17 protein-coding genes and 5 tRNA genes are annotated in these 23,512 nt (G+C 62.8%); 9 read left to right on the top strand and 13 right to left on the bottom strand.

What is annotated here, in order from left to right:
• Positions 1-448: 448 nt before the first annotated feature.
• The gene (locus R1T44_RS03145; RefSeq protein ID WP_043334757.1) at positions 449-766 is read left to right on the top strand and encodes a high-potential iron-sulfur protein; all 318 of its coding nucleotides are present in this window, start codon (positions 449-451) and stop codon (positions 764-766) included.
• Positions 767-955: 189 nt separating this feature from the next.
• Here R1T44_RS03145 and R1T44_RS03140 read toward each other — a convergent pair whose 3' ends face one another.
• From R1T44_RS03140 to R1T44_RS03085, 12 genes are all read right to left on the bottom strand, one after another.
• Positions 956-2,521 carry a SpoVR family protein gene (locus R1T44_RS03140; protein WP_317292914.1) on the bottom strand — a complete coding sequence of 522 codons (1,566 nt, stop codon included), beginning with the start codon at positions 2,519-2,521 and terminating at the stop codon, positions 956-958.
• An 83-nt stretch (positions 2,522-2,604) separates the two neighbouring features.
• On the bottom strand, positions 2,605-3,888 hold the full coding sequence (locus tag R1T44_RS03135) for a YeaH/YhbH family protein (RefSeq protein WP_043334759.1): 1,284 nt from the start codon (positions 3,886-3,888) through the stop codon (positions 2,605-2,607).
• Positions 3,889-3,985: 97 nt separating this feature from the next.
• Positions 3,986-5,908, bottom strand: a complete 1,923-nt coding sequence (locus R1T44_RS03130; RefSeq protein WP_043334761.1) for a PrkA family serine protein kinase — start codon at positions 5,906-5,908, stop codon at positions 3,986-3,988.
• 703 nt (positions 5,909-6,611) lie between these two features.
• Positions 6,612-7,697 (bottom strand): threonine aldolase family protein, encoded by a 1,086-nt coding sequence (locus R1T44_RS03125; RefSeq protein ID WP_317292557.1) that lies wholly within the window; start codon positions 7,695-7,697, stop codon positions 6,612-6,614.
• Between the two features lie 199 nt (positions 7,698-7,896).
• On the bottom strand, positions 7,897-8,970 hold the full coding sequence (locus R1T44_RS03120) for a 1-aminocyclopropane-1-carboxylate deaminase/D-cysteine desulfhydrase (RefSeq protein ID WP_317292556.1): 1,074 nt from the start codon (positions 8,968-8,970) through the stop codon (positions 7,897-7,899).
• Between the two features lie 203 nt (positions 8,971-9,173).
• The gene (locus tag R1T44_RS03115; protein ID WP_317292555.1) at positions 9,174-11,201 is read right to left on the bottom strand and encodes an NADPH-dependent 2,4-dienoyl-CoA reductase; all 2,028 of its coding nucleotides are present in this window, start codon (positions 11,199-11,201) and stop codon (positions 9,174-9,176) included.
• 477 nt (positions 11,202-11,678) lie between these two features.
• Positions 11,679-11,755 (bottom strand) — tRNA-Asp (locus R1T44_RS03110).
• A gap of 4 nt (positions 11,756-11,759) precedes the next feature.
• Positions 11,760-11,836 (bottom strand) — tRNA-Val (locus R1T44_RS03105).
• 49 nt (positions 11,837-11,885) lie between these two features.
• A tRNA-Asp gene (locus R1T44_RS03100) sits at positions 11,886-11,962 on the bottom strand.
• A 41-nt stretch (positions 11,963-12,003) separates the two neighbouring features.
• Positions 12,004-12,080, bottom strand: a tRNA-Asp gene (locus R1T44_RS03095).
• Positions 12,081-12,158: 78 nt separating this feature from the next.
• Positions 12,159-12,234, bottom strand: a tRNA-Val gene (locus tag R1T44_RS03090).
• 216 nt (positions 12,235-12,450) lie between these two features.
• Positions 12,451-13,317 (bottom strand): alpha/beta family hydrolase, encoded by an 867-nt coding sequence (locus tag R1T44_RS03085; RefSeq protein ID WP_317292554.1) that lies wholly within the window; start codon positions 13,315-13,317, stop codon positions 12,451-12,453.
• Between the two features lie 321 nt (positions 13,318-13,638).
• Here R1T44_RS03085 and R1T44_RS03080 point away from each other — a divergent pair, with 321 nt between their 5' ends.
• The 4 genes from R1T44_RS03080 to fnr all read left to right on the top strand — a co-directional run bounded on the left by R1T44_RS03080 (position 13,639) and on the right by fnr (position 17,084).
• Positions 13,639-15,129, top strand: coding sequence for a cbb3-type cytochrome c oxidase subunit I (locus R1T44_RS03080; protein WP_317292553.1), 1,491 nt, complete (start codon positions 13,639-13,641; stop codon positions 15,127-15,129).
• Positions 15,126-15,743, top strand: a complete 618-nt coding sequence (locus tag R1T44_RS03075; protein WP_317292552.1) for a cbb3-type cytochrome c oxidase subunit II — start codon at positions 15,126-15,128, stop codon at positions 15,741-15,743. The genes R1T44_RS03080 and R1T44_RS03075 overlap by 4 nt, the downstream gene beginning before the upstream one ends.
• A 25-nt stretch (positions 15,744-15,768) precedes the next feature.
• Entirely contained in the window at positions 15,769-16,047 is a 279-nt protein-coding gene (locus tag R1T44_RS03070; RefSeq protein WP_317292551.1) for a hypothetical protein, read from the top strand.
• Positions 16,048-16,334: 287 nt separating this feature from the next.
• Entirely contained in the window at positions 16,335-17,084 is a 750-nt protein-coding gene (gene fnr, locus R1T44_RS03065; protein WP_043333190.1) for a fumarate/nitrate reduction transcriptional regulator Fnr, read from the top strand.
• A gap of 174 nt (positions 17,085-17,258) precedes the next feature.
• Here the strand turns inward: fnr and R1T44_RS03060 are convergent, their stop codons facing one another.
• A complete protein-coding gene (locus R1T44_RS03060; protein WP_317292550.1) occupies positions 17,259-19,757 on the bottom strand; it encodes a fatty acid cis/trans isomerase in 2,499 nt (832 codons plus the stop codon).
• A gap of 268 nt (positions 19,758-20,025) precedes the next feature.
• On the opposite strand from R1T44_RS03060, the gene bufA2 reads away from it, so the two are divergent.
• The 4 genes from bufA2 to R1T44_RS03040 all read left to right on the top strand — a co-directional run bounded on the left by bufA2 (position 20,026) and on the right by R1T44_RS03040 (position 23,363).
• Positions 20,026-20,292, top strand: a complete 267-nt coding sequence (gene bufA2, locus R1T44_RS03055) for a BufA2 family periplasmic bufferin-type metallophore (RefSeq protein WP_197738697.1) — start codon at positions 20,026-20,028, stop codon at positions 20,290-20,292.
• A 213-nt stretch (positions 20,293-20,505) separates the two neighbouring features.
• A complete protein-coding gene (gene bufB / locus R1T44_RS03050; RefSeq protein ID WP_317292549.1) occupies positions 20,506-21,480 on the top strand; it encodes an MNIO family bufferin maturase in 975 nt (324 codons plus the stop codon).
• On the top strand, positions 21,477-22,313 hold the full coding sequence (locus R1T44_RS03045) for a DNA-binding domain-containing protein (protein ID WP_317292548.1): 837 nt from the start codon (positions 21,477-21,479) through the stop codon (positions 22,311-22,313). The genes bufB and R1T44_RS03045 overlap by 4 nt, the downstream gene beginning before the upstream one ends.
• Positions 22,314-22,541: 228 nt before the next feature.
• Positions 22,542-23,363 carry a pseudouridine synthase gene (locus R1T44_RS03040; protein ID WP_317292913.1) on the top strand — a complete coding sequence of 274 codons (822 nt, stop codon included), beginning with the start codon at positions 22,542-22,544 and terminating at the stop codon, positions 23,361-23,363.
• Positions 23,364-23,512: the final 149 nt, after the last annotated feature.

Genomic DNA, 23,512 nt, shown 5'->3' with positions numbered 1-23,512 from the left:
CCCGCCATTTCCTTCTTGTCGTTGCAGTTACCTCGGCAAGGCATGCATCCATCATTTCGCCATGGCTCGCGGGCCACAGCGACGTCATTCACGTTCCTGCGTCGATTCCATCATGCCAGAGTTCTGCCAGCGAGGCTGACGGTTGCCCCAACTCAAGCCACAATAAGCAGGTAGCACCCGCTTGATGCACCATCGGCGAGCAGATACCTCCTGACAAATCTGCCCGAACACCGATGGCGCAGAACCTGACCACATGTTCAGTATCTGGCATGCCACCTGCATCCATGAATGCCAGCAAGCGGTCAGCAATGTCACGCAGAGCACCCATCAAGGTGCCGGTGGCACCCGCGACACTGCAACGACTGACATGCAAGCGCCTCCTGACAGGCGAGCCGTGACCGCAGCACATCCCGACGGTTGTGCTCCATTGATGAGAAGGAATCCGACCATGGCCAATCAGAGCCGCCGTAACTTCATGCGCAATAGCCTGCTGGGGCTCGCTGCCCTGCCGCTGGGCGCCGCCATACTCTCACCCCGCGCCCTTGCCGCCGACCTGCCGCGACTGGATACCTCCAATCCGCAAGCCAAGGCGCTCAACTACGTGGAAGTCGCCAGTGAAGCCAAGGACCACCCCGCCTTCAAGCCGGGTTCGGACTGCGCCAACTGCATGTTCTACAAGCCCGAGAACGAAGGCTGCCAGCTTTTCCCAAGCCATAGCGTCGAGCCGAAGGGCTGGTGTCAGTCCTGGACCAAGCGCCCGGCCTGAGACGCTCAACTGGAACCCTCTGGCTGAGAGCACGAGCACGAGCACGAGAGACGATTGAGACAAGAAAACCGCCGCGAGGGTATCCTCACGGCGGTTTTTTCATGCCTGCCTTTTGGCGATTGCGCGCCGATCAGGTCAGGCATCCTTCGACACCTACTCGATCCGCCATGAGCGTCACCTGACGCCCTGTCAGCCGGGATTGGCGTCCTCCGGCAGTGGCCACTGGTAGCGCCTTGCCACCTCATCGTTCTCCATCGACTCCAGATGGACAGGGAAGCCCCACAGCTGATGCAGATAGCGCATCACGGGGTAGACGCTGCGCGCCAGCGGGCGCCGATCATCCTGCACATGGCGCAGGGTCAGCGAGCGATCACCGCGAATGTTGGCGGCCCACACCTGGATATTCGGCTCACGGTGGCTCAGTGCGTATTGCACGCACAGCGCCTCACGAATGCGCTTGTAACCACGACTGTCGTGAATGGCGTCGATGACGAGATGCTCATCGCTGTCGTCATCGACCAGCGAGAACAGCTTGAGATCCCGGATCACCTTGGGCGACAGGAATTGCTGGATGAAGGACTCATCCTTGAAGTTGCGCATCGCGAAGTGCACCGTTTCCAGCCAGTCGCTGCCGGCGATATCCGGGAACCACTCACGATCCTCATCGTCGGGGTGCTCACAGATACGCTTGATATCGGTGAACATCGCGAAGCCCAGCGCATAGGGGTTGATGCCGTTGTAGTGCGGGTGATCGAAGCCGGGCTGCTGCACCACCGAGGTATGCGACTGCAGGAACTCGAGAATCACGCCCTCGCCGATCAACCCCTCATCGTAGAGCTGATTCATGATGGTGTAGTGCCAGAAACACGCCCAGCCCTCATTCATCACCTGCGTCTGGCGCTGCGGGTAGAAGTACTGTGCCAGCTTGCGCACGATACGCACCAGCTCGCGCTGCCAGGGCTCCAGCAACGGGGCATTCTTCTCGATGAAATAGAGCAGGTTCTCCTGCGGTTCCGGCGGATAGCGGCCGCGACGATGCAGACCGAGAGGATCATTGACCTCATCGACCACCTCATCCTCTTCGCCCGCCTGGGGAATCGTGGTCCACAGCGCATTCACCTGGGCCTGCAGGTAGGCTTCACGCTCCTGCTGACGCTGGACCTCCTCTTCCGGCGAGATGGCTGAAGGACGCTTGTAGCGATCCACGCCATAGTTCTGCAGCGCATGGCAGGCATCGAGCAGCTGCTCGACGGCGTCCACGCCATGACGCTCCTCGCACTCGGACACGTATTTCCGCGCGAAGACGAGGTAGTCGATGATCGCCGAGGCATCCGTCCAGGTGCGGAACAGATAATTGCCCTTGAAGAAGCTGTTGTGGCCATAGCAGGCATGCGCCATGACCAGAATCTGCATCATCAGGGTGTTCTCTTCCATCAGATAGGCGATGCACGGGTCGGAGTTGATCACCAGCTCATAGGCCAGCCCCATCTGCCCTCGCCGATACGCCTGCTCCACCGACAGGAACTGCTTGCCGAACGACCAGTGATGATAGCCGACCGGCATGCCGATGCTGGCGTAGGCATCCATCATCTGCTCGGACGTGATCACCTCGATCTGGTTGGGGTAGATTTCCAGCTTGTACTGCGCGGCGATGCGCGCGATCTCGCTTTCGAAATACTCGAGCAATTCGAAGGTCCAATCCGACCCGCTGGCCGGCTGGGTATCTTCCAGCCGGCTATCGATGCGCTTGCTCATTCGGTCATCAAGACCGCCATCAAGACCATGACTCATGAGGCCTCCTGGCCCGGCGCGACTGCCGGGCACGTCGCATGATGTGATCAGGCGCTGATGCGGCGCTTGAACAGCTCGCGGAATACCGGGTAGATATCGCCTGCCTCGACGATCTGCTGCATGGCAAAGCGTTCCGGAAATTCCGCCTCGACCCGCTCGTACTCCTCCCATAGCGCCTGATGGGCATGCGGCGTGATCTCCACATAGGCGTAGTACTGCAGGCGCGGCATCAACTTCTTGATCATCAGTTCGCGACAGTTGGTGGAATCGTCGTCCCAGTTGTCGCCATCCGAGGCCTGCGCCACGTAGAGATTCCACTCACCGGCCGGATAGCGTGATTCGATCACCTCATCGAGCAGCGTGAGGGCACTGGACACGATGGTGCCGCCGGTCTCGCGGGAGTAGAAGAACTCCTCCTCGTCGACTTCCTTGGCAGCGGTGTGGTGACGGATGAAGACCAGCTCGACCTTCTCGTAGTTGCGCTCCAGAAACAGATACAGCAACAGGAAGAAACGCTTGCCGATGTCCTTGTGCGCCTGGGTCATCGACCCCGAGACATCCATCACGCAGAACATCACCGCCTTGTTGGACGGCATCGGCTGATTGATGAGGTGGTTGTAGCGCAGATCATAGGTATCGAGGAACGGCACCGCCTTGAGGCGCGCCTCGAGCCGCTCGATTTCCGCCTTGAGCTCACTGATGCGCACCTTGTTGCGCAGCACCGGGTCCTTGCGCTCCTCCTGCTCCAGCGCTTCGACAGCCTCCTTCAGCGCCCGCTTGATCGGGGAGCGCATCGCGATGCGCCGCGCCTGTGCTGAACGCATCGAGCGCACGATGTTGATACGTGCTGGTGTGCCGTCACGCGCGATCCCCGCGCGCACCGGGCGCACCTCTTCCATGTCCGCGATCTGCTTGCGCTCCAGATGCGGCAGCTCCAGCCCGTCGAAGACGAACTCGAGAAATTCCTCACGCGACAGGGTGAAGGCAAAGTCGTCTTCCCCCTCGCCCTGATTGGAGGCCTGGCCCTCGCCACTGCCGCCTCCCCCACCACCGCCGCTGGGACGGCGCATGCGGTCCCCTTCGACAAATTCCTTGTTGCCGGGATTGATCACACGCCGCTTGCCGCCCTGCCCGTGCTGGAAGACCGGCTCGGAAATGTCACGCGTCGGAATGGACACTTCCTCGCCGCGCTCCATGTCGGTGATGGAGCGCCGATTGACGGCATCCTCCACCGCCCGCTTGATATGACTGCGATAGCGCCGAATGAAGCGCTGTCGATTCACTGCACTCTTGTTGCGTGCATTGCTGCGTCGATCAATGAAATAACTCATTCGCCCTCCTTGCCGGCCCCGCCCTCAGCGGATGGCCGGATGGCAAGTGCCGGCGGCAATCGTGCCCGCCGGCAGGCCTGTCGTCAGTCGGCAGGGCTTACTGCGACTTGCGTACGCGCAGGTACCATTCGGACAACAGCCGCACCTGCTTCTCGGTGTAGCCGCGATCCACCATGCGCGCCACGAAGTCCTCGTGCTTGCGCTGGTCGGATGCCGAGGCCTTGGCATTGAAGGAGATGACCGGCAGCAGTTCTTCGGTATTGGCGAACATCTTCTTCTCGATCACCGCACGCAGCTTCTCGTAGGACTGCCAGCTCGGGTTGGTACCGTTGTTCTGCGCCCGTGCGCGCAGCACGAAGTTGACCACCTCGTGACGGAAATCCTTCGGGTTGGAGATGCCCGCGGGCTTCTCGATCTTCTCCAGTTCCTCGTTGAGTGACTGACGGTCCAGCAGCTCGCCGGTCTCGGGATCGCGATACTCCTGCTCCTGGATCCAGAAGTCGGCATAGGTCACATAGCGATCGAAGATGTTCTGCCCATACTCGGAATAGGACTCGAGATAGGCGGTCTGGATCTCCTTGCCGATGAAGTCGACGTAGCGGGGCGCCAGGTATTCCTTGATATAGCGCAGGTAGCGCTCATGGGTTTCCTTGGGCAGCTGCTCCTGATCGAGGCGCTGCTCCAGCACGTAGAGCAGATGGACCGGATTGGCCGCAACCTCACTGGCATCGAAGTTGAAGACCTTGGAGAGAATCTTGAAGGCAAAGCGTGTCGAGAGCCCATCCATCCCCTCGTCGACACCGGCACTGTCGCGGTATTCCTGGATCGACTTGGCGCGCGGATCGGTATCCTTGAGGTTCTCGCCGTCATAGATGCGCATCTTCGAGTAGACGCTGGAATTCTCCGGCTCACGCAGACGCGACAGCACGATGAACTGGGACAACATGCGCAGCGTATCCGGGGCACAGGGCGCCTGATTCAGCGACGAATGCTCCAGCAGCTTGGCGTAGATCTTGACCTCCTCGGAAGCGCGCAGGCAGTAAGGCACCTTGACGATATAGACGCGATCGAGGAAGGCCTCGTTGTTGCGGTTGTTGCGAAATGCCTGCCACTCGCTTTCGTTGGAGTGCGCCAGCACCACGCCATCGAAGGGAATCGCGCCCATGCCTTCCGTCGGGTTGTAATTGCCCTCCTGGGTCGCGGTCAGCAGCGGGTGCAGCACCTTGATCGGTGCCTTGAACATCTCGACGAATTCCATCAGTCCCTGGTTGGCCTTGCACAGCCCGCCGGAGAAGCTGTAGGCATCCGGGTCGTCCTGGGCATAGAGCTCCAGCTGACGGATATCGACCTTGCCGACCAGCGCGGAAATGTCCTGGTTGTTGTCATCGCCCGGCTCGGTCTTGGAGATACCGATCTGATTGAGGCGCGAGGGATAGAGCTTGACCACGCGGAACTTGCTGATATCACCGCCATATTCCTTGAGACGCTTGGCGGCCCACGGTGACATGGCACTGCGCATGCAGCGCTGGGGAATGCCGTACTCCTTCTCGATCAGCTCGCCATCTTCCTCCGGCGAGAACAGCCCCAGCGGAGACTCGAAGACCGGCGAGCCCTTGATGGCATAGAAGGGAATCTGCTCCATCAGCAGCTTGAGACGCTCCGCCAGAGACGACTTGCCGCCGCCCACCGGGCCGAGCAGATACAGGATCTGCTTGCGCTCCTCCAGTCCCTGCGCCGCATGCCGGAAGTAGGAAACGATCTGCTCGATAGCCTCTTCCATGCCATAGAACTCGGCAAAGCTTGGATAACGGCGGATCAGCTTGTTGGAAAAGATACGGGAAAGACTGGGGTCCTTGGCGGTATCGATGACCTCCGGTTCACCGATGGCCGCCAGCATGCGCTCGGCAGCGCTGGCGTAGGCAGTAGTGTCCTGCCGGCACAACTCCAGGTACTCCTGGAGACTCATCTCTTCTTGCTGAATCCGCTCGTAGCGGCTCTGCACGTGATCGAAGATGCTCATGGAAGCCTCCTTGTCGCGACATCAGTCGCTGGGACCATCGCCGGGCCCACTCAGGTAAGACCGCAAAATTCGTTCGTCCGCTCAGCCTGGATAGCGTACGCAGGACGACTGCCTCGGCGTGTTTATCAGCATAGGTCGATATAGGGTGCTGGTGTCCAATACAGTGAATGAATGCATTCAACGAACTTTCCGCCGGCGGAGCCAGTTCTGCCAAGCACCGCAGGATCTACGGCAGCCAGTGGGTCAGCAGACACTACGATGGCGCCTGAACGCCCCTGACAACGCGTTGAAGAAAGCTTCGAAAGACGCGAAAACTCGACCAATGCTTCTGCTGTCGCGGGTGATTCACTCATGTCATGTTGCACCGCAGCACACCTTGAGCATAGGAACAGACTGACGGTTGACGCCAGTCACTCCCACGCCCAGACGACGCTGCACACCAGCTCACCAAGCAAGAATGGCCGCGGCCACACTTCACTCCCGACCACCCCCGCCATGCTTCATAAAGCCTCCTGACTCACCACAAAGACCATGAAAACAACGACTGGCGACGAAGTGGCTACCAACCTGATCAGACGCTTGCCTCAGCCACGCATGACGTTGACAAGAGCGGACAACCGGCCACAAAAAAATCCCCACCGCCGGGGCGATGGGGATCTCGAGGGCGGCGCTCACGCCTTCGGGACTGCCTGAATCAAGAGACTCACAGCACGTCGCGAATATCCTTGAGCAAGGCGTTGAGCAACTCGGTGGTGGTATTCCAGGAGCAGACGAAACGCGCGCCACCCGCACCGATGAAGGTATAGAAGGTCCAGCCACGCTCACGCAGTGCCGCCAGCACATGCTCGGGGAAGCTGGCGAACACGCTGTTGGCCTCGCTGGGGAACAGCAGCTCGATGCCCTCCAGCGCCTCGAGTCGCTCGGCCAGATACTGCGCCATGCCGTTTGCATGGCGGGCGTTGTTCAGCCAGACATCATTTTCCAGCAGCCCCATCCAGGGCGCCGCGATGAAGCGCATCTTGGAGGCCAGCTGACCGGCCTGCTTGCAGCGGTAATCGAAATCGCGTGCCAGCTTGCGATCGAAGAAGATCACCGCCTCCCCCATGGCCAGACCATTCTTGGTGCCGGAGAAGCACAGCACGTCCACACCCGCCTTCCAGGTCAGCTCGGCCGGTGAGACATTCAGCGCGGCGCAGGCATTGGCGAAACGGGCGCCATCCATATGGATCTGCAGATCATGACGGTCCGCCACTTCACGAATCGCCTGCAGCTCTTCCAGGCTGTAGACGGTGCCGACCTCGGTGCACTGGGTCAGGGAGATCACGCGCGGACGCGGATAGTGGATATCGCTGCGCTTGGTGACCAGCTGCTCGATGCCTTCCGGCGTCAGCTTGCCGTCGGGGCCCGGCGCGTTGAGCAACTTGGAACCGTTGGAGAAGAACTCCGGCCCACCGCATTCATCGGTCTCGATATGGGCCAGTTCGTGACAGATGACACTGTGGTAGGACTGGCACAGGTGGGCCAGCGACAGGGAGTTGGCGGCGGTGCCATTGAAGACGAAAAACACCTCGCACTCGGTCTCGAACAGCTGACGGAAGCTGTCGGTGACCTGCTGTGTCCAGCGGTCATTGCCGTAGGCGAGATCGTCATCACGATTGGCCTGCATCATGTACGCCATCGCCTCGGGACAGATACCGGACGTGTTGTCACTGGCCAGAAAGCGTGAAGTGCACGCTTCATCGGCAGCAGAGGTCGCAGCGGGGGTCGGGGCAATGGCATCAGTCGTCATGGGGATTTCCAGAGCGGGACAGGGGATCACCCTATCCGGTGAAACAGACACGGCTCCCGGATGGCAGGAGCCGCTGCAGAAACTCCATCATAACAGCGCTGCACGCCGCCGCCAGTGGCAGGTGAAGGCTGCACGCAAGCCGCTGGATGGCGCCTCACAGGAAGTCACAAGCCAGACGACACTCGCCTCGCCAGCACCCTCAGATGGTCTGCAACGCCGGATAACCTCGCCGCCCCTGCAAGCCACCGCCGTGCAGCACGCGAATGCGCGTACCGCGTGCGATCAGACCATTGGCCAGATGGTGCGCCAGCGCCGCGAACAGCTTGGCGGTGTAGACCGGCTCCACCGCAACGCCGGTCTCGGCCTCGAAGCGCTGAATGAACTGGATCAACCAGTCAGGCGCCTTGGCAAAGCCGCCGGCCTGCGCTCCCAGCCACAGGCCCCACTCCGGCGTCTTCTGCTGGCTGCCGCCACTCTCCGCCAGCAGGCGACGCACACGATGGTAGAGCTGATCGCCATGATTCATGGTCGGCACCCCGATGACCCGCAGCCCATCGCGCTCGCCCAGCGCACTCAGCACCCCGGCAAGCGTCGTGCCGCTGCCACAGGCCAGCAGCACCAGCTGCGGCGCAGATTCGCCCGGCACCGGCTCGGCCAGCGCCTGGGCCAACGGCGCCAGCCCGGCGACGCCCTCCACGCAACCGCCACCCTCGGGAATCCATACTCCCTCGCCATGGCGCCTGGCAAAATCAGGCTGATCGCGCTGCCGGTACTCGGCTCGCGAGACGAAACTCAAGCGCATGCCATTGTCGCGCGCATCGGCGAGCGTGGGCGTCAGCGGCGCTTCGGGATGCCCGCGCACCAGGCCATGCGTCTCGATGCCCAATCTGGCCCCCGCCGCCGCCAGCGCATGCAGATGGTTCGACCAACCACCCCCACAGCTGATGATGCCCCGCTTCTCGCTCAACGCCCTGGCCAGCGGCAGGCGCAACTTCCAGGCCTTGTTGCCGGAAATCTCGCTGTCCAGCGTGTCGGCGCGCAGGCACTCGACGATCACACCGGCCTCATCGGCCAGCGGCCACGCCAGGCGCTCGACCGCTGGCGGCGTGAAGAGATCCAGCAGGCTGTCCAGTGTCTCGGCTACCGGTGGGGAGGCGGCCAGCGATGATGAAGCCCGAGCACCCTCCCTGTGTGGCGGCAAAGGACTGTCCTCGGTGTCCGGCATCAGAGCCTCAGCGGTGGCATGGCGTGAGGCGGCAGCGTGCGGTGACATGAGCAGATCCCATCGTGGCGGCAAGGCAGAGATCAGAGCGCATCGAGCCGCTGGCGCGGCGCCCGAGGCAAACTCTGAAGACGACAAAGCCACCACGAAGGCACATGCAGCAAAGGCACGGCGTCCGCGGTGGCTTCCATCAGTCTAGGCAGTGGTCAGGCTCAGCTCAACGCTGAATATCCCCATGCGTGATCGCGGTCAACTCAAAGCGCAGCGGCCGCCATGGTGCCCTGCGCGATCGCGCGCTTGGCATCCAGCTCTGCCGCCTTGTCGGCGCCACCGATGATATGCAGCTCCACCCCCGCCGCCTCCAGAGGCGCCTTGAGCTCCAGCACCGAATCCTGCCCGGCGCACAGCACGATGCTGTCCAGCGCCAGATGCTGCTCTTCGCCATTGAGGCTGACGATCAGGCCTTCGCTGTCGATCGAGCGATACTCACAGCCGGCGACCATTTTGACGCCACGCTGCTTGAGGGTCGCGCGATGCACCCAGCCAGTGGTCTTGCCCAGCCCCTTGCCGGGCTTGGAAGTCTTGCGCTGCAGCAGCCACACCTCACGAGGCGCCTGCGGCACCACGGGTGCCTTGAGGCCGCCAGGCGTGCTGACCGAGAGATCCACCCCCCACTCCTCGCACCACAGCTCACCATCCAGCGAGGGCGACGGCTCGACGTGAGTCATCAGTTCCGCGACATCGAAGCCGATCCCGCCAGCCCCGATCAACGCCACGCGACGCCCGACCCGCTCCGGCGCACTGATCGCCTCGGCATAGCTGAGCACCTGCCCCCGCTCGATACCGGCTTCGACACCCTCGATATCCGGCGTCCGCGCCTTCACCCCCGAGGCCAGAATCACGGCATCGAATTCCGCCAGCATCTCGGCGGTGGCGCGAGTATTGAGACGCACCTCGACCCCACAACGCACCAGCTTCTCGTTGAAGTAACGCAGTGTCTCGTCGAACTCTTCCTTGCCGGGAATACGACGCGCGAAATTGAACTGGCCACCTACCTCGGACTGCGCCTCGAACAGCACCACGTCGTGACCACGCTCGGCCGCCGTCACGGCGGCAGATAACCCCGCAGGCCCTGCGCCCACCACTGCCACACGGCGCTCATGTCGCGCAGGCTCGATCACCATCTCGGTTTCATGACAGGCGCGCGGATTGACCAGGCACGAGGTCAGCTTCATCTGGAAGGTGTGATCGAGACACGCCTGATTGCAGGCGATGCAGGTATTGATGATGGCAGCATCGTCCGCCCTGGCCTTGCTGACCCATTGCGGGTCCGCCAGGAACGGCCGCGCCATCGACACCATGTCGGCATGGCCCTCGGCCAGCACCGACTCGGCAACCTCGGGCATGTTGATGCGATTGGTGGTGATCAGCGGCAGACTGAGCTCCTGCTTCATGCGCTGGGTCAGCCCCGTGAAGACAGCGCGCGGCACGCTGGTGACGATGGTCGGCACACGCGCCTCATGCCAGCCGATGCCGGTATTGATCAGGCTCGCCCCTGCCGCCTCGATGGCCTTGCCGAGCGCGACCACTTCCTCCCAGGTGCTGCCCTCATCGACCAGATCCAGCATCGAGAGGCGATAGATGATCAGGAAGTCCTCGCCCAGCGCGGCACGGATACCGGCGACGATCTCCACCGCCAGGCGGATGCGATTCTCGAAGCTGCCCCCGTACTCATCCTCGCGCTGATTGGTGCGCCGACAGATGAACTGGTTGATGAAATAGCCTTCCGAGCCCATCACCTCGACGCCGTCATAGCCGGCCTCGCGGGCCAGGCTGGCGCAGCGCACGTAGTCAGCAATCTGCTCCTTGACCTCTGACGTGCTCAGCGCGCGTGGCGTGAAGGGGTTGATCGGCGCCTGAATCGCCGAGGGCGCGACCTGATCCGGCGAGTAGGCATAACGCCCCGCATGCAGAATCTGCAGACAGATACGCCCATCCTCGGCGTGCACCGCCTCGGTGACCTCACGATGGTGCTTCGCCTCCTCCGGGGTGGTCAGCTTCGCGGCCCCCTGCATGACAGCCCCTTCCGCATTCGGCGCGATACCGCCCGTGACGATCAGCGCCACCCCATGGCGCGCACGCTCACGATAGAACGCCGCCAGGCGCGCGAAGCCATTGGGAGTCTCCTCAAGCCCCGTGTGCATAGAGCCCATCAGCACACGGTTCTTGAGCGTGATGTGGCCCAACGTCAGCGGACGGAAGATATTCGGATAGGCAGTCATTGCGGTCTCTCCTTGGCTGTCTCGAGCACCTCGGACAATCATTGTTATATCGCGCCGCCGCCACTCTCATCAGCAACACTCACTCAGTCATGGTCGTCAGTAACAGGTTGTCAGGACATCAACGACTGATGATAGATGGCAAACGGTCGTATGAAACGAGTGATCCCAGTGTAGAGCATCGCGCCATGGGCTCAATACTCCCAAAGGCCACATTGCGAATGACGCCAGTGATGACATCAGAAAGGTGAGCAACCGAGCAGGACACCCATCAACGGGCAAGAACGAAATGTCGTGATGTGCCCAGGGAAGACCGACAAGCCTGGAACATGACCAGGTCGAGAAGAGAGAAGAGAAAAGAGAAAAGAGGAAAGGACAGGGGGACAAGCGGGCCGGGCCAGTACTGAAGACTTTCCGACAGCCAGAAACGCAAAAACCCGAGCTCGAAAGCTCGGGTTTCACGAATTCTATGAGATCGAATGGCGGACCGGACGGGACTCGAACCCGCGACCTCCGGCGTGACAGGCCGGCATTCTAACCAACTGAACTACCGGTCCGCATTGGTGGGTGATACTGGATTCGAACCAGTGACCCCAAGCATGTGAAGCTTGTGCTCTAACCAACTGAGCTAATCACCCAACACAAACGATCTTTGCTGCAAGCAGCGATGATATCTCGCGATTCTGATGGCGGACCGGACGGGACTCGAACCCGCGACCTCCGGCGTGACAGGCCGGCATTCTAACCAACTGAACTACCGGTCCACTTCAGAACAACTCAACATCGGGCGCATGACAAACGAGAATGGCGGACCGGACGGGACTCGAACCCGCGACCTCCGGCGTGACAGGCCGGCATTCTAACCAACTGAACTACCGGTCCACGACAATCGCTTGCTTCTGCTAACGAACCAGGCCATTTAATCAAGTAACGCTTTGAAAAGCAATGACTTTTTTCAAATGGTGGGTGGTACTGGGTTCGAACCAGTGACCCCCAGCTTGTAAGGCTGGTGCTCTACCAACTGAGCTAACCACCCCTGTCTCGTTGGCGCTGCATTCTACGGAATCCGGCCCATGAGTCAATACTTTTTTTGCGCGCAATTTCAGCAATCGCCCGCGACAGAGTATTGATAAGACAGGACTTTCCCGCTGCATTTCGCCTGCAGGCCAGTAAACATCAGCGTTGCGTCATCATTCTGACATGCCGCTGTCGCCATCGAAGGCCAGGGTAATGCCCCTCGCATGGTGGCGATTCACTGCCGTTTTCCGCCCAGCGCCGGGTGATTGGCCAAGGCCAGCGCCGCACGCGAAATCAGTCCTTCACGCGTCTCGCCACTCGCTTTTCGTGGCTTGAAATCATGTTCGCCATCATTCAGCCAAAGCAATATAAGGCTTTCCGGCAACGGATATGCCGTCACTTCCTCGCGAGTTCCGAAGGGATCGCGGCTGCCCTGACAGATCAAGCCGGCCATCGGGATATCCGGCAGATGGTCGATACGCAACTTGTCGGGCTTGCCCGTGGGATGAAACGGATAGCCCAGCGCGTACCACCCGACCGGCAACGGCGCATGCGCCGCCCGGGTCAACTCCACCAGCAGATGGGAGGCCACACGACTGCCCATCGACTTGCCACCGACCAGCCAGGGCAGTGATCGCAAGGAGTCGACGGCCGCCACACACGCCATCAGCGCCTGACACCAGCGCGCCATCTCCTCGATCAGCCCGGGCAGCCGGGGCGGCGGTCGGCGGCGGCTTTCGCAGCGCATCCTGACGAGATAGCCGAAATCGAATGCCAGCCACGCCATGTCCTGCATCAGGCAGGCAGCGCCGAACTGTTGATGGAAGTCGGTCTCACGCCCGGCGCCGGCACCATGCGCATGCAACAGCAGGGCACGCCCCGGTCGTCCATGGATCTCAAGCGGCCCCAGTTCCGCCAACCAGCCTCGCCACGGCCCTCGCGCGGCCAGCGCGTCGTGGGACATGGTCTGGCGAGCAGCAAGCTCCGAGGCGACATCGGCCAGGCTGGCGACACGAAAGCCTTCCTCGGCGTAAGGGCTGGGGACCTCAGCCGTATTGGACGCATTGGCATCTTCGTCCGATGATGAAGTGACGGCGGGCAAGCGAAATTCTCCTGTTGATCTCGTACGGCTCGCGCCAGACAACGCTGGAACCGATGAGGGGTAAACGCTGCATTCCAGCGCGAGGGATGGCCTGTCAGTCGGTCATGGTCGCGCGTGATATCGGTCAGCGCCAGCCCTGCTGCCCTGACAGGGGCGTCGATGACCTGACCGCTCCCGCAGCGCCGCTTCCTGCACCGTCACCACCAGCACTGCGCTTTCGCCCACTGCCGACGAGGTCGTGATATGCGTACAGCTCTTGAGGCTTCGGCCTGCCATCCCCGCGTGAACCATCATCATCACGTGAACCATGATTTTTCTCGCATGGCCGTCATCTGGGGGCTGCTCAGCCTCTGTCTGGCGGTGTGGCTCAACCTCATCTGGCTATGGCCATCACTGGGACCGGAAGTGGCCTGGCTGAGTTACGGCCGCCTCGCTCCCTTGCAGCACCACCTGCTGCTCTTCGGTCTGGGCGGCTCGGCAGTGATCGCCGGCGGCTACTCCATCGCCATGCACAGTGTCCTGCAACGCGAATCACGCACGGACGCCGAGACGGCGATACCGGATATCGCACTGACTCCCTTCACGCTCAAGCTGATGCATTTCACCTTCCTCGGCTGGCAGGCCGTGGTCGCGCTCGGCGCACTGGCGATTGTCGCAGGCTACTCCTCGGGCCAATACATGGCCGAAGCGCCCTGGCTCGTCGATCTCCTGATGACCCTCGTCTGGCTGGCCGTGGCGTGGGTCTTCTTCACAATGCTGGAACAGCGCACGCTGCGCCGCCTGCCGGTGGCCTGCTGGTACTTCATCGCCGGCCTGATGCTGGTGTTGATACAGCATGTGCTGATCTCGCTCAGCGTGCCGATCGGCCTGCTGGAATCGATACCGCTCTTCACGGGCAGCCTCGAGGCACTGATTCAGCGCTGGCAGGCAGGGCCACTCCCCGGCGGCATGTTCGCATTCGGCGTCATTGCCTTGCTCCATCACATGGTGACGAGCCGCTCGCGGCTGCCGCTCTACTCGCATCGGCTGGCCGCCACCAGCTTCTGGATGCTGGTGCTGCTGGTGACATGGGGAGGCGCTCCACTGCTGTTCGCGAGCGCCCTGCCGGCCTGGAGCCAGACGCTGGGCATGGCGATGGGCCTCCTGCTGCTGGCGCCGGGGCTGGCACTCAGCCTCAATGGCCTGATGACACTCAAGGAGGATTGGCACTCATTGCGCCGGGATCCGCTTAACTGCCTGCTGGCGGCAGCGCTGATCAGCTTCGCCATTGCGGTTCTTGAATACAGCCTGCTGTCATTGCCGACACTCAACGCCCTGACCTTCAGTGCCGCCAACAGTCTGTCGCCGGCAGCAAGCCTGGGGGTGGTCGCGACAGTCGCCATCGTGATGGCCTATCACCTGCTGCCCCCGATGCGCTCCCTCGCGCTGCTCAAGACTCATGCCCTGCTGGTCATCATCGGCACCCTGCTGTGCGTTGCCGCCAGCTGGGCGACCACGCTGCTTCAAGGCAGCATGTGGCATGTGCTGGCAGATGACGGCAGGCCGCTATACACCTTGAGCGAGGTGCTGGAAGTGGCCCGCATGCCGATGATGATCTCGCTGGGCGGGCTCGCCTGCTGGGCGCTCGGCTTGCTGCTGATGCTCCTCAACGTGACGCGCACCCTGGCTGATCAAAAGAGCGAACGCCAAGCCGCTCACGAGCGTCAGCGCCTGAGCTCCGGCTCGCACAAGGCATCATCAGAGCCTGCCACGCACTCTGCGTCCCCCTCTACCACGCCCCCTGCCACATCCTCGGGAGGGCACTACGCATGAGACATGTCCTGCTCGAACGTCACGCCGGCCTGATGACGGCACTATGCCTGCTCACCATGAGCCTCGGCGCCCTTGCCCAGCTGGTGCCGCTCGGGGCTCACCCCAGCCTCGCCAGCGCACCCGAAGACCTCAAACCGCTGAGCGCCCTGGCGCTGGAGGGCCAGCGCATCTACCAACGCGAGGGCTGTCAGCAGTGCCATACACGCATGGTGCGCGATCTACCGGGCGACACGGCGCGACACGGCGATGCGACGACCGCCCGGGAGCGCTACTACGACCGCCCTTCGCTGTGGGGCGTCGAGCGCTGGGGGACGGATTTGAGCCAGCTGCCTGCGCAACATGACGATGCCTGGCAGCGTCTGCATCTGAATGACCCGCGCAGTCAGGCGCCGGGCTCAGCGATGCCCGCCTACCCGTGGCTGTTCGAGCAGGCGTTGAGCGGCGAAGGCATCGCGGCCCGCATGCGAGCCCTGCAAGGCCTGGGCGTGCCCTACGCGGAAGACGAGATTCTCGCCGCCCCCAATGACGTGCGTGGCACTGCCGAAATCACGGCGCTGCTCGCCTACCTGCAGCAGGCCGCCCCCGCGAGCGACATCGCCAGCCGCGACCCATGACAGGACACCGCTCAGGAGACACGACATGAATCTGCTGGAGACAACTGGACTCCCCCTGTTCTGGAATCTCTGGGTGCTGGCCCTCACGCTGGGCAGCCTGGTGCTGTTCGCCATGCTGGCCCTGGGCAGCCTTTCGCGCGCCGCCAGCGCTGACAGCGACGAGCGCGAAGGCGATGGCCCCATGCAGGAACATCGCATCAACGGCGTACGTCAGCCTGACACACCAGCGCCACGTGCCTGGGGCATACTGGCACTGGCGACGCTGACCGCCGCACTGATCCTGCTGCTCGGCGCAGCTGGCTGAGGCAGGTCGTCGCGGTATGGTCATGCGGGGCCAACCAGGCCTAAAGTTCACACACCTTGCAACGCCCATGGGTTGGGCAGGATAATGAATTAATAAAATCTAATATTATGGCGCTACGAAATTGCACTGCATTAGCCGATAAGCGCTCAGACTCTGGCCGCTCGAATCACATCGGCTGAGCAGGGTAGCGGCGGGCGACAAGGCCCCGCCCCACCGTTGTTGCGCCCGAAAGACCCCTCCGCTGCCCTGCCCCAGGGGTAGCGGTGACATTCCTCAGGAGAGTCACCATGACGGCCAATGCACAGGCATCACACCGCTTGCGCGCCCATGAAGCCCGCTGCCAGACCTGTTCGCTGAGTTCACTGTGCCTGCCACTGGCACTGAACATGGAAGATATCGACCAGTTTGACGCCATCATCCGCCGTCGCGCGCCACTCAGAAAAGGGGAAGTGCTCTTCACCCAGGGCGATGCCTTCGATTGCGTCTTCACGGTGCGCTCCGGAAGTCTCAAGCAGATCACCAATGAAAACAGCGGCATGGAGCAGCTGACCGGCTTCTACCTGCCCAGCGAGCTGGCCGGGCTGGATGCCATCGACAGCAATTGCTATCCCGGCACCGCAGTGGCGCTGGAGACCACCACCGTCTGCGAGATTCCCTTCGACCGCCTCAATGCGCTCTCGGAGCAGATGCCGGAGCTGAGAACCCAGCTGTTCAAGAGCCTGAGCAAGGAGTTGCACGAAGATCGCCGCATGATGATGCTGCTGTCGCGCAAGACAGCCGATGAGCGGCTGGCGAGCTTCCTGGTCAACCTGTCACAGCGCTTCCGTCGCCGTGGCTATTCGCCGTACAGCTTCCGCCTCTCGATGGCACGCGCCGATATCGGCAACTATCTGGGGCTGGCCGTCGAAACCATCAGTCGTATCCTGACCCGCTTCCAGACCCAGGGGCTGGTCGACATTCGTGCCCGCGAGGTGCATATCCTGCATCTGGATGGCCTGATCGAACTGGCCGAAGGCGAGTGTCAGGGCGGTCGCTGATGACGCCTGCTGACAGCACATCACGCTGAGCGACACTGCGCTGATCCGCCGCCAGGGCGCCATGTCGGCACCACACAAGACAGAAGCCCGCCACGCAATTTGCGTGGCGGGCTTCTTCTTTCTGTCAGGCCAGACAGTCATGACAATAGGGCTTGTCTCGGCCTTCGCTGGCGATCAGCGGTTCTCGAGGCGGTTATAGTCCAGCAGGCCCGCTTCGACAGGGCGATCAGCATAGTTGGTGCGCAGCACGCTGTCGGAGAACTCCCAGAAGCGCGGATCAGTCCGGCGCACCCCGATATCGGCCTGCAGGGCGCGATAGTCCTCTTCGGTCTCGAGCGTCGCCACCCGCTCTGCCAGTCCCGTCAGGGTGTCAGGCGTCAGACGCCAGAAGGCATTCGGGTAATCGCCCGCCACGCCCCGCAAGACATCGAGAGTGTCTTCCTCAGGACGGCGATTTTCCTCCTCATCGAACAGGCTGGTGATGTTGGCGTGGGCGGAATTGCGCAGCACGCTGTAAAGGCGCGGCGAGTCATCAGTGCCATCCTCCAGCGCGACGATCGTCACCTCCGGCATCAGGCTGGCCGAGACTCCCTGCACCGCAGCGAGGGCCTGCAGCTCATGTCGCACGTGCTCGTCCTCGACATTGCTCAGGCTGCGCTCATGGCCGAGTTCCGGCGCGAGGCGCTCCTGCATGCGCCGCATCAGCCCAAGGCGAGCCTGGTTCGGCGATGACAGCTCCTGCGGCGTCCAGACGATGCCACTGGGCGCATCGAACTGCGGCGGCTTCTTGAACAGCAGCTCGCCAAGCCCGGGGCTGACGTCGCGATACCAGCTGTCATGCACCGCCTGGCGCTCACCTGCCGGCAACAGCACCAGCAGGTTGTTCTCGCCTTCCATGCGCAGGAAGTCCATGTACAGACGGGTGACCAGCTGATGGCCGAGATTGCCGTAGACATCGAAGCCGGCGACCAGCAGATAGTGGATGCGCTCCAGCATCGGGTAATCGATGATCCAGCCCGTCTTGGGCACGCCACCGACCAGCCCCTTCATCACCGCCGCATTGTCGAAGTGACGATAGATGGTCAGGGCCGCGTTGGGGTTACGCCCCTGGCCGGGGCCCTCAGCCCAGCCGCTGCCGTCCCATAGCACTCGCTCATCCAGGCGCAGATCGCCATCGAGATAGGCCTGGGACATCAGGCGCTGCTTGGCCTTGAGGTAGGCGGTCTGCTTGCTCTCGAACTTGACCCAGGAGCTGATCGGCAACGCATTGCTGCTCTGCTCGGCGGGCAGGCTGAGATTCTTTCCTTCCTCGGCCAGGGTGCGTTCCACTTCCGGGTGACTGAACATCTTCGGGTCAGTGAAACCGACCCAGAAGTGATCATTGATCACATCCACCGCGACCTGCCCGCGACAGACCGGCCCCTTGATGAAGCCCATGATGGTGTTCTGCGACTCATCCAGCATGAAGCGATAGCGTGACTCGGCCGGGATGGCCTCGAAGGTCAGGAAAGGATTCGAGGCCGTCTTGAGGTCGTAGTCCGGCAGGTCATCCACCGGGTAATCCGGTGTCAGGAACAGCGCCTGCCAGCGCTTGAAGCGAGCATCATTGAGCGCATAGGGCAGATGATTCTTGGCCAGGATCGTCGCGCGCTCCTGCCACAGACGGTAATAGACCCGCGGGCGCCCGGCGTCATCGTGGGGCAGGCTCGCGCGCTCATCGGCGGTGTAGGAGGCGTAGGGTGCATCGTAGGGGCGGCGCGTGGAGATGCGCTTGATCGGCTCGCCCGGCGGGGTGCTGGAACGCACCAGCTTGAAGAAGATCGGCCGGCCGTCCGCGCCCTTGATGCCCGGGAAATACACATGGCTCAGGAAGAGATGCTCGTAGATGTAGCGATTCATCAGGCGCTGCTTGAGGCTGTCGCCATTGAAGAAGCGCTCGGCCTGCTCGATGTGCGGCATCAGCGCCTGGGGCAACGGCGCCGGACCGGTCATCGCGCCACCCTTGGCCAGCCAGTTCACCAGCGTGCGGTGCTCTTCATCGCTGACCTGTGGCAGGGCGTAGGGCATGCCCCAGTCAGGATGGTCTTCGGCGAACTTGTCGTAGCCCTCGACGGGGGCACACACCTGACTGCGATTGAGCGACAGGTCGAAGCGGTCTTCCGGCAGCAGGCCATCTTCCGTCACCGGCAGCGGCGCCTTGCGCTTCTGGCTGAGCGCACGGAACAGCACACTGCCCTCCAGATTGGCGGCCGGAGAGTCGAAGCGCTCATTGAGCACCGGCGAGAAGTCCATGCTGCGCCACTGCTCGGTGGTGTCCGCGTCTTCGAACATGCGCGTCAGATTGGCCGCCAGCAAGCGCGTGCCATCGTAGACCGGCGCCGGATTCATGCCGCGATCGATCCCGGCGGCCGATGACAACTTGAGCTGACAGGGAGCGTCGTAGCAGCCATGACAGACCACGCAGCGCGTCTCGATCACCGGCTTGACCTCATCCTCCCACTGACGCCCGGCAAGACTGTCGTGTGACACCACCCGCTCACGCGGTGACGCGGGGCCGAAACGCTCATCGAGCTGATGAATCGCGACGGCACTGCAGCCCCCCAACAGTAGAACGAGCACGATGCTCCAGCGCCAGCGCGGTATGCGCCACAGGCGTCGAAGTAGGTCCGGCATGGGGAACTCCAGCAAGAGGAAGGGATATCGGCAATCGGGCAGATGATGGCGAAAGCGTACCATAAGCAGGCTCACTAATTCGGCAAGACTGCCTTTCCAAGCATAGTGAACAATGATGTCAGATTTTTTGGCGTTTCCGCATCCAACTTTATTTTGACGGCGTATGACGTCATGACCCGCCTGAACGAGCTGTCTGACGCAAGCGGGTGCCACGATGTTCCTGATCCATAATTCAAAAAATACGGGCCCTGCCCGATAGGAAGCCATCATGACCATGAAGAAGACCGTTACTGCCGCTACCTTCGCCGCCGCTGCCGCCGCGCTGTTCTCCACTGCCGCCCTGACCTCGCTGCCGGTGCACGCCGGTGACAATGCCGTGAAGTGCTCCGGCATCAACTCCTGCAAGGGCACCTCCGAATGCGCGACCGCCAACAGCGCATGCAAGGGCCACAACGCCTGCAAGGGCCAGGGCTGGTCGTACACTGCCAGCGCTGAATCCTGTGTCGGCGAAGGTGGTACTGTCGTCGAGGGCTGATCCTCAGGCACGCAGAGGCGTCTGCCCTGGCAGGCGCCTCTGGCGAATACCCGACGGGAGGACGGCACACCGTCCTCCCGTTCCTGATTCTGGGTCTGGCTCTGGCTCTGTTTCTGCCTGAGCCCCCTGGCGGGTGTCTTTCAGCGCTCCTGACTCGCCATCTGCCTCGCCCTTTTCCGCACCCTCTGCCTTCGCTCAGAAGAGGACTCACCCATGACGACAGCTGTCACCGCTCGCCTGCCCACGCCCGCCAGCGCCGGTATCGGTCAGGGGCTGGGCCTGCGCCCCGAGTACTATCACGAGATTCTGACGACGCTGCCGGACATCGACTGGTTCGAGGCCATCAGCGAGAACTACATGGGCCACGGCGCCAGAGAATCCGGTGGCCTGAGTACTGAAGGCCTGAGTACCGGTGGTCTGAGTGCCGGCGGCAAGCCACTGCATCATCTCGAGCGTGTCCGCGAGCACTACCCCATCGCCTTGCATGGGGTCTCGCTGTCCATCGGTGGCAGCCATTCCATCGACAGCCGTTACCTGCGCGAGCTGCGCGCCTTGTGTGAGCGGATCGAACCGCTATGGGTCTCCGACCACCTGTGCTGGACGCGCACCGGCGCGCATCAGTTCCACGACCTGCTGCCGCTGCCCTACACCGATGCCACCATCGACCATCTGGCCGAACGCATCGACCAGGTCCAGAACGCGCTCGGCCGCCAGTTATTGCTGGAAAATGTCTCCAGCTATCTGACCTGGCGCCCTGACGAGATGAGCGAATGGGAGTTTCTGGCCGAGGTCAGCCGCCGCGCCGACTGCCTGATCCTGCTCGACCTGAACAACGTCATCGTCTCGAGCCACAATCATGGCTTCGACCCGCTGACCTATCTGGACGCCATGCCGGCAGAGCGCGTCTGGCAGCACCACCTGGCCGGGCATATCCGGCAGGAGGTCTCCGGCGGCGAGCTGTGCATCGACACCCATGACCAGCCCGTCCCGGACGCCGTGTGGTCGCTGTATGACGCCGCGCGGGAGCGCTTCGGCGATGTCGCCACCATGATCGAGCGCGACGACAACTTCCCGCCCTGGTCGGAGTTGATGCAGGAGTACGCCGAGCTGCGCCGCCGCAGTGGCCGTCCGCTGACGGATGCCGCGCGCGCGAATCAGACGCCAGACCACGGAGGGCTGCGCGCATGACGCAAGCGAGCCCCGCAGGCGGTGCTGATCGCAGCGCCCTGATGCAACTGCAGGAGACCACGGGCGCCTACCTCGCGACGCCGAGCCCTGACACCCGCAGCGCGGCGGCCAAGGCCGTCATCAGTGATCAGCTTGCCAGCGCCGAGGAGCGCCTCGACATCTACGCGATGGCCTATCGGCTGCGGCTGTTCGAGGTCTTTGGCGGGGATTTCGAGGCCGTGCACACCCTGATCGGCGATGACGCCTTCGGGCTGCTGTGTCGTGACTACCTCGCGGCCCACCCGCCGAGTCATTATTCGATTCGCTGGGCAGGCCAGCATTTCCCGGCCTTCGTCGCGGCGCGCGAACCCGAGCGCTCCCTGGTCACCGAGATGGCCGCCTTCGAGTGGGCTTTGGGGCTGGCGCTGGATGTGGTGGACAGCACCCCGCTGAGTGTCGAGGCCCTGCAGACGCTGGCCCCCGAGGAGTGGCCAGAGCTGGCCCTGGCAGCGCATCCGTCCCTCAAGCGCTTCTCGTTTCACTTCGATACGCCGGCCATCTGGAAGGCCATCGACAACGATGAGCCGCCACGCGCGCCGGTCGAGTCCGACACGCCCACGCCCTGGATCGTCTGGCGTCAGCCCACCGCTGGCGCGCCCGAGGTGCACTATCGCTCTCTCGAGCCGCTGGAAGACCTGGCTCTCGGCGCCATCCTCGCGGCCGGTGCCGAGGGCCTGAGCTTCGGCCGGCTAGGGGAGCTGCTGACGCCGCAGGTGGGGGCAGAGCAAGCCCCGGGCGTGGCGATCAACCTGCTGGTGCAGTGGCTCGCCGCCGGCCTGCTGATCAGGCCCTGACATCAGGCATCCGCACGCCCGACGCCACAGCGGACATGACAGCCAGCGGCGAAAGCCGGACAATACACGCCGACCCTCATTGCGATGGTCGGCTTTCGTCTTCCTGCTGCCGTGATGCCCATGCCCTCTTCTCCTGATGCTCCGCACTCCGACGCGCCGACAGCGCCTCAGACACCTGCGCCGATGGCGGACGCCACGCCCACGCCTCTCGAGGCCAAGTCTGCCGAGATGACTGAGCCTGTTGAGCTGACTGAGCCCGCCGAGCCACTCGACATCCTGTTCCAGGATGAAGTGCTGGTGGTGGTCCACAAGCCATCGGGCCTGCTGGTGCACCGCAGCCCCATCGACAAGCACGAGACCGAGTTTCTGCTTCAACGCCTGCGCGACCAGATCGGCCAGCATGTCTTCCCCGTGCATCGCCTCGATCGCCCCACATCAGGGCTGATGGTGTTCGGCCTCTCGCCCCAGGCGGCGCGCAAGCTGAGCACCGCCTTCGAGGAGCAGCAGGTCAGCAAGCGCTATCTGGCGATAGTGCGTGGTGTCGCGCCCGAGCAGCAACGCCTCGATTACGGCCTGCGCAAGGAAGATGGCAAGCTGCCCAAGGCCGAGATGCCAGAGCAGGAAGCCATCACCGATACGCGCCGCCTGGCACAGGTCGAGCTGCCCATCGCCATCGATCGCTACCCGCAGTCGCGCTTCTCGCTGGTCGAGGCCCGCCCGCTGACCGGCCGCCGCCATCAGATTCGCCGTCACCTGTCACGCCGTGGCTACCCGATCATCGGCGACGCCAAGCACGGCAAGGGCAACTACAATCGCTACTTCGCCACGACACTGGAATGCCCCCGCCTGCTGCTGGCGGCTGTCGGGCTTGAGCTTCCTCACCCCGAGGGTGGCTGGCTGAGCCTGTCGTGTCCGCCAGAAGGTGCCTACGCGGCACTGATGGAGCGCTTCGGCTGGCTGGGCCATCTGCCCGAACGCTACGCTGAACATCTGGCAGAGCGCCCGACCAGACACTGGCTCGATGCGACCGCCGACGCCCCGGCTGCCTGAGCGTGCCCCTGCCGACTGCCACCCGTTCCCAGAGATTCGCGAGCTGCGCATGACCACCTCTTCCGACACCCCGGACTCGACCGACATGAGTCCAGAACAGCAGAGCTCTGACCATAAAAGCTCTGAAAACAAAAGCTCTGAAAGCAAAA

This window comes from Cobetia amphilecti, from assembly GCF_032923285.1.
In the GTDB taxonomy this organism is placed as follows: Bacteria; Pseudomonadota; Gammaproteobacteria; order Pseudomonadales; family Halomonadaceae; genus Cobetia; species Cobetia amphilecti.
This window is presented reverse-complemented; position numbering and strand designations above follow the sequence as displayed.